Genomic DNA, 7,221 nt, shown 5'->3' on the forward strand with positions numbered 1-7,221 from the left:
CGCGGCGGGCGCGCTCTCGCACGGCCAGCAGCGCCGGCTGGAAGTCGGCATGGCCCTGGCGGCCCAGCCGCGCGCCATCTTCCTCGACGAACCCACCTCGGGCATGGGCGTGGACGACCTGGACGAGATGAAGCAGCTGATCCGCAGCCTGCGCGAGGACCATACCGTGGTGCTCATCGAGCACAACATGGGCATCGTCATGGACATCTCCGACACCGTCACGGTCATGCAGCAGGGCAGGGTGCTGGTGGAAGGGCCCCCGCGCGCCATCCGCGACGACGAGCGGGTGCGCACGGCCTATCTCGGCAACATGATCACCGGAGGACGCCAATGACGCTGCTGCAGGTCGACGCCATACACAGCTACTACGGCAAGAGCCACATACTCCAGGGCGTCTCGCTCTCGGTGCCGCAAGGCTCGGTGGTGACACTGCTGGGGCGCAACGGCGCGGGCAAGTCCACCACGCTCAAGACCATCGCCGGCGTGATCGCGCCGCGCCAGGGCGCGGTGCGCTACGGCGGGCGCGACATCGCCGGGCTGCCGGCGCACAAGGTGGCCGGGCTGGGGGTGTGCCTGGTGCCCGAGCACCGCGGCATCTTCAAGCTGCTCACGGTGGAGGAAAACCTCAGGCTGGGCATGCGCCGCGATTCGCCCTGGCAACTGGACGACATCTACCGCATTTTCCCGCGCCTGAAAGAGCGGCGGCGCAACGGCGGCGGCCAGCTTTCGGGCGGCGAGCAGCAGATGCTGGCCATCGGCCGGGCGCTCATGAACCACCCGCGCGTGCTCATGCTGGACGAGCCCGTGGAAGGGCTGGCGCCGGTCATCGTGGAGGAAATCGTGGCGCAGATCCGGCTCATCAAGCAGGCGGGCGTATCCATCCTGCTGGTGGAGCAGAACCTCGAGGTTTGCACGCAGCTTGCGGACCGGCATTTCATCATCGAGCAGGGCGTCATCGTCTACGAGGGCGGCAACGAGGCATTCCTCGCCGACGAGAACGTCAAGGACAGGTATCTGGGCGTGGGCGTCTAGGGCGCATCCAGGCGCCCTGGCCCCGCCGCGCCCGCAAGACGGAGAGGAAACGGCATGGAACTGACGACTTTGGAGGCCGTGCGCGCGCTGCGCGTCGATGGCGGCCGGCTGTGGCAGTCGCTGATGGACCTGGCCCGCATCGGGGCGACGGACAAGGGCGGGGTGTGCCGGCTGGCGCTCACCGACCTGGACCGCCAGGCGCGCGACCGCGTCACCGCGTGGGCGCGCGAACTGGGCTGCTCCGTGCGCGTGGACGCCATCGGCAACATCTTCATGCGCCGCGCGGGCATGCGCGAGGACCTGCCGCCCGTCATGACCGGCAGCCACATCGACACCCAGCCCACCGGCGGCAAGTTCGACGGCAACTACGGCGTGCTGGCCGGCATCGAGGTCCTGCGCACGCTGTGCGACCGCGGCCTGCGCACCGAGGCGCCCATCGAGGTGGTGGTCTGGACCAACGAGGAAGGCTCGCGCTTCGTGCCCGTGATGATGGGGTCCGGGGTACACGCCCGCGCCTTCACGCTGGAACACGCCCTGGCCGCGCGCGACCGCGACGGCGTATCCGTGGCCGAGGCGCTGCGGGCCATCGGCTACGACGGCGCCGAGCCCGTGGGCGGCCGCGCGGCCGCCGCGTACTTCGAGGCCCACATCGAACAGGGCCCCATCCTGGAATCCGAGGACATCGTCATCGGCGCGGTGGCGGGGGCGCTGGGCCAGCGCTGGTACGACGTGGTCATCACCGGCCAGGAGGCGCATGCCGGACCCACGCCCATGGCCCTGCGCCGCGACGCGCTGCTCGCGGCCTCCGACCTGGTGCGCGCCGTGAACCGGATTGCGCAAGACCACGCGCCCCACGGGCGCGGCACGGTGGGCTGCCTGGACGTCTTTCCGAATTCGCGCAACGTCATTCCCGGCCGCGTATCGCTCACGGTGGACCTGCGCGCGGCCGACGACGCCACGCTCGACGGCATGGCGCGCGCGCTGGCCCGCGCCTGCGGCGAGCTGGAGCAGGGCGGCGCCTTCGAAGTGTCGTGCAAGGAAGTGGTCTATTTCGCGCCCCAGCCCTTCGACGCCGCGCTGGTGCAGGCGGTGCGCGACGGTGCGGCGTCGCTGGGCCTGGACTCGCTGGACATCATCAGCGGCGCGGGGCACGACGCCGTCTACATGGCGCGCGTCGCGCCCACGGCCATGATCTTCGTACCCTGCAAGGACGGCATCAGCCACAACGAGATCGAAGACGCCCGGCCCGAGCACCTGGAGGCCGGCTGCAACGTGCTGCTGCATGCCATGCTGCGCTGCTGCGGCCGCGTCGAGGCCGCCGAGGAGGCCCGGGCATGAAAGTCCTCATCGCGCGCATGAACCACGAGACGAACACGTTTTCGCCGGTGCCCACGCCGCTTTCCGCTTTCGGCCTGGCCGGCCCGACGTATGGCGCCGACGCGTATGCCGAGAACCATGGCAAGCGCACCGCCATGTCGGCCTTCATCGACCTTGCCGAGGCGCGCGGAGCAGAGCTGGTGACGCCCGTCTCGGCCACCGCCTATCCCAGTGGCCGCGTGGCGGCCGACGCCTATGCGGCGATCTGCGACCGCATCGTCTCGGCCGCGCCCGGGTGCGACGCCATCCTGCTCGACCTGCACGGCGCCATGGCGGCGGAAGGCACGGACGACGGGGAGGGCGACCTGCTGGAGCGCGTGCGCCGGGCCGCGCCCGGCGCGCCCATCGCGGTGGCGCTGGACCTGCACGGCAACGTCACGGCCAAAATGATCGCCAACGCCGACGTCATCGTCAGCTTCAAGACCTATCCCCACGTGGACATGTACGAAACCGGCGAGCACGCCGGCCGGCTGCTCTTCGCGGCCATGGACCGCCGCATCCGCCCCGTCATGGCCTGGCGCCGCCTGCCCCTGGTTTCGCACACCCTGCGCAGCAATACGGACGAAGGCGCCATGCGCGAGGCCGTCGAGGCCGCGCGGGCGGGCCGAGGCGACGGCGCGCTGGGCGTGTCGGTGCTGGCGGGCTTCGGGCTGGCCGACATTCCCCACCCCTGCCTCAGCGTGGTGGTGGTGGCCGACGGCAGCCGCGAAGAAGCCGAGCGCATCGCAGGCGACATGGCCGCGGCGATCTGGGCGCGCAGGGAGGGCTTTCTCTACCACAGCGAGCCGCTTGCGCAATCGCTGGCCCGCGCGCGGGAACTGGCGCGCGGCGCGGACAAGCCGGTGCTCCTGCTCGACCATGGCGACAACTGCATGAGCGGCGGCACCTGCGACACCATGGACGTGCTGATGGCCGCACTCGATGCCGGCCTGGAAGGCATCCAGGCCGGGCTGTACTGCGATCCCGAAGCCGTGGCCGCGCTCGCGCGCGCCGGCGTGGGCGCGCAGGTGGAGCTGCCGGTCGGCAACAAGCGGCCCATCGAATCCATCGGCCGGCCGGCGCGTCCGGTCGTGCTGCGCGGCACGGTGCGCGCGCTCACCAACGGGGAATACCGCATTACCGGCCCCACCTATACGGGGCAGCTTGCCTGCATGGGGCGCAGCGCCGTGCTGGACATCGGCGCGGCCCGGCTGGTCGTCACCGAGCGCACCCACGAGCCCTGGGACCTGGGCGTGTTCCGCAGCGTCGGGCTCGAGCCCGCCGAGGCGCGCTACATCCTGGTCAAGTCGCGCATGTACTGCCGGCCCGTGTTCGTGCCCATATCGTCGGCGCTGGTCGAGTGCGACAGTCCGGGCGTGACCAGTTCGGACTGGTCGCTCTTCGATTTCCGGCGCCGCGAGCGGCCGCTCTTTCCGTTGGAACCCCTGGCGCCCGAGGCTTACGATCCGCGGCGCGCGCCGCAGGCATGGCGGCTGGAGCAGGGCTGACCGTCGCGTCGGGCGCGTTCGTCAATGCCGGGCATGCCCGGCATTCGTTTTTTAGGGCCGTTGCCCGAGGGCAACATTCACATGTTCAGCACTTGGAAATTTCAATGAGAATGATTCCTCTTTTTGTATCATGCCCCGTAGAGTAGAAGCCCCCTTGGCGATCGGGCCTTGACAGCCCCGTGGCCGTGCTTGCGGCAACGGCCGCGTCGCATATGCGTGACCCATCGGGATTCCGTGGTTTCACAACGAAAATCCCGCGCAAGCGGACCTCCCGATATGAAAATGAAAATCCTTGCCAGCATGGTGGCCGCGCTGCCGTGCTGCCTGCCCGTCGCTTACAGCCAGACCGCCGCGCAGCCGGCATCCGGTGCCGGCCAGGGGCCGGTGGTGTCCATGGAGGCCATCAAGGTCGAGGCCAGCGCCGACGCCTCGGCCGGCGGCCTGGCCCAGCCCTTTGCCGGCGGCCAGGTGGCCCGCGGCGGACGCGTCGGCGTGCTGGGCACGCAGGACATCATGAACACGCCGTTCAGCATCACCAGCTACACCAATGAGCTGATCCAGGACAAGCAGGCGCGCAGCGTCGGCGACGTGCTGCAGAACGACCCCGGGGTGCGCGTGGCGCGCGGTTTCGGCAATTTCCAGGAGTCGTACTTCATCCGCGGCTTCATCCTCGGCTCGGACGACGTGGCCTATAACGGCCTCTACAGCCTGCTGCCGCGCCAGTACATCGCCACCGAACTCTTCGAGCGCGTCGAAGTGCTGCGCGGCGCGTCGGCCTTTCTCACCGGCGCCGCGCCGGGCGGCGGCGGCATCGGCGGCGTCATCAACCTCGTGCCCAAGCGCGCGCCCAACGACCCGCTCACCCGCGTCACCACGGGCATCACCGACAACGGCCAGGTCCAGCTCTCCACCGACATCGCCCGCCGCTTCGGGCCGGACGACAGCACGGGGATCCGGTTCAATGCCGGCCAGACCAGCGGCGATACCGCCGTGGACGACGGTCATTCGCGCACCAGCGTGTTCGCCCTGGGCCTGGACTGGCGCTCCGCCGACACGCGCCTGTCGGCCGACATCGGTTGGCAGGAGAACAAGCTGAAGCGGGCGCGGCCCAACGTGACGCTGGGCGGCGGCGTCACCAGCGTGCCCGACGCGCCCGACGCCAGCTCGAACTTTGCGCAGCCGTGGTCCTATTCCAACGAACGCGACGTGTTCGGCACTTTGCGGGCGGAGCACGATTTCAACGACAAGCTGACGGGCTGGGCCGCTTTCGGCATGCGCCGCAGCGACGAGGCCAACTCGCTGGGCAATGTCACGGTGAATAACGGCAGCACCGGCGACGGCACCTTCTACCGCTTCGACAACACGCGCGAAGACCGCATCGACACCGGCGAAATCGGCCTGCGCGGCAAGCTGCGCACCGGCCCGGTCGGACACGAAATCGTCGCCTCGGCAGCCTTCTTCGACCAGAAGACGCGCAACGCCTACGTGATGGACTACACCAACACGTTCCCGACCAACATCTACGATCCCATCTCCTACGACAAGCCCGCCTTCAGCGCGGCTGCGCTGCGCGGCAACGATCTGGACGATCCCGGCCTGCAGCGCCGCGTCCGCACCAGCAGCTATGCGATCGGCGACACGCTGTCGTTCCTCGACGATAAGGTGCTGCTGACGCTGGGCATTCGCCATCAGCGCCTGTCCTCGCGCAGCTATGCCTACAACACCGGCAAGGAAAACGACGCGTACGACGGCAGTCGCAATTCGCCGGCTGCGGGCCTGGTGGTCAAGGTGGCTCCCAGCGTGTCGCTGTATGCGAACTACATCGAGGCGCTGGTCGCCGGCGACACCGCGCCCGAGACGGCCAACGGCAGGCCCGTGCCCAACGGCGGCACCAGCCTGGCGCCCTACGTTTCCAAGCAGAAGGAAATCGGCGCCAAGTACGAGGGCGACGGGCTGGGCGCGGGCCTGGCGCTGTTTTCGACCGACAAGCCGCGCGCGACCTATGACGACAACAACAACTTCACCGCATCGGGCAAGGATCGCCACCAGGGTGTCGAACTCACGTTCTACGGCGAGGCGACACGCAGCGTGCGCGTGCTGGGCGGCCTGACCTGGCTCGACGCCAAGCAGCGCTCCACCGGCGATTCCGATATCGACGGCAACCGCGTTATCGGCGTGCCGCGCTTCCAGGCCAACCTGGGCGTGGAATGGGATATCCCGGGCGTCGAGGGGCTGACGGTCGACGGCCGCATGGTCTACACGGGCTCGTCCTATGCCGACGACGCCAATACGCTCAAGGTGCCGAGCTGGACGCGTTTCGACGCCGGCGTGCGCTACATGATGGACGTGAACGGCCACCTGGTTACCCTGCGCGCGCGGGTGGAAAACATCGCCAATCGCGACTACTGGTCGTCGGTGGGCGGCTATCCGGGCAACGGCTACCTGGTGCTCGGCAACCCCCGCACCTTCATGTTCAGCGCCAGCATGGACTTCTGACCGCATTCGGGCGCAACGGCAAGCCGGGCCGGCCCGCGAGGGCCGCCCGGCCTTTTTTTTGCGCGCGCCGCAAGCCGGCGCCGCCTCACCAGAACCAGCCGCCGCGCGTCAGTTCGCCTTCGCACTGCCGGTACTGCGCGGCGAACCGTTGCGCGCGCGCCTGCACCCGCTGCGACACCTTCTTCAGCCAGGACTTGCGTTCGTAGCTGCGGTTGCGGTAGCCGGTCCAGCCTTCGTGATAGTTGAGATACTGGCCGTAGGCGTCCCATTTGGAAACGCCGTTGATGCGCTGGGTCTTGTTCATGTACCAGCCCATGAAGTCCATCGCGTCGGCGAAATCGTCGCGGCTCGAGGTCCAGCCGCCGGCCTCGCGCTTGTAGTCGGCCCAGGTTTCGTCCTTGGCCTGCGCATAGCCATAGGCCGAACTCACGCGGCCCCACGGGATGAAGCCCAGCAGGTAATCGCGCGGGGGCAGGGCGTCGTGCCGGAACGACGACTCCTGGTACATCATCGCCATGGGCACCGGCACCGGCGCGCCCCATTTCTTCTGCATCCGCAAGGCGGCGTCGTGCCAGTCCGGCTTCTCGCGGAAAATTTCGCACAGGTTCTCCGGATCGGAGGGCGGCGTGGCGGCGCAGCCGCACAGGAGCAGAACGAGGGGCGCGGCCAGGTGCCGGAACATGGACTGCGGTTCTCCAGGTAAGCGCGTCCGGCATATGCGGACGGCGGATGGCGTCGTGGCCGCAATTGTATGCAAGCGTACTGGCCGGAGCCGCCCGCGCGGCCAGTCGCGCTCAGGCGAGGCCGGGCGGCGCGGCGCCCAGGTGCC

Annotated in this window: 6 protein-coding genes; 5 read left to right on the forward strand and 1 reads right to left on the reverse strand. The window is 69.2% G+C overall.

Features of this window, described 5'->3' with window-relative positions; all coding sequences use genetic code 11:
• The 5 genes from AD428_RS20170 to AD428_RS20190 all read left to right on the forward strand — a co-directional run.
• A partial coding sequence (locus AD428_RS20170) for an ATP-binding cassette domain-containing protein (protein ID WP_152968167.1) occupies positions 1-334 on the forward strand: 334 nt, incomplete at its 5' end.
• Positions 331-1,032, forward strand: a complete 702-nt coding sequence (locus AD428_RS20175; RefSeq protein ID WP_053246369.1) for an ABC transporter ATP-binding protein — start codon at positions 331-333, stop codon at positions 1,030-1,032. The genes AD428_RS20170 and AD428_RS20175, both read left to right, overlap by 4 nt.
• Before the next feature lie 54 nt (positions 1,033-1,086).
• Complete coding sequence (locus AD428_RS20180) at positions 1,087-2,370, forward strand: Zn-dependent hydrolase (protein WP_053246370.1); 1,284 nt, start codon at positions 1,087-1,089, stop codon at positions 2,368-2,370.
• The gene (locus AD428_RS20185) at positions 2,367-3,896 is read left to right on the forward strand and encodes a M81 family metallopeptidase (RefSeq protein WP_053246371.1); all 1,530 of its coding nucleotides are present in this window, start codon (positions 2,367-2,369) and stop codon (positions 3,894-3,896) included. The genes AD428_RS20180 and AD428_RS20185 overlap by 4 nt, the downstream gene beginning before the upstream one ends.
• A 282-nt stretch (positions 3,897-4,178) precedes the next feature.
• A complete protein-coding gene (locus AD428_RS20190; RefSeq protein ID WP_369798799.1) occupies positions 4,179-6,392 on the forward strand; it encodes a TonB-dependent receptor in 2,214 nt (737 codons plus the stop codon).
• A gap of 85 nt (positions 6,393-6,477) precedes the next feature.
• Here the strand turns inward: AD428_RS20190 and AD428_RS20195 are convergent, their stop codons facing one another.
• Positions 6,478-7,074 (reverse strand): hypothetical protein, encoded by a 597-nt coding sequence (locus AD428_RS20195; protein WP_053244477.1) that lies wholly within the window; start codon positions 7,072-7,074, stop codon positions 6,478-6,480.
• Positions 7,075-7,221: the final 147 nt, after the last annotated feature.

The organism is Achromobacter sp. DMS1 (genome assembly GCF_001270295.1).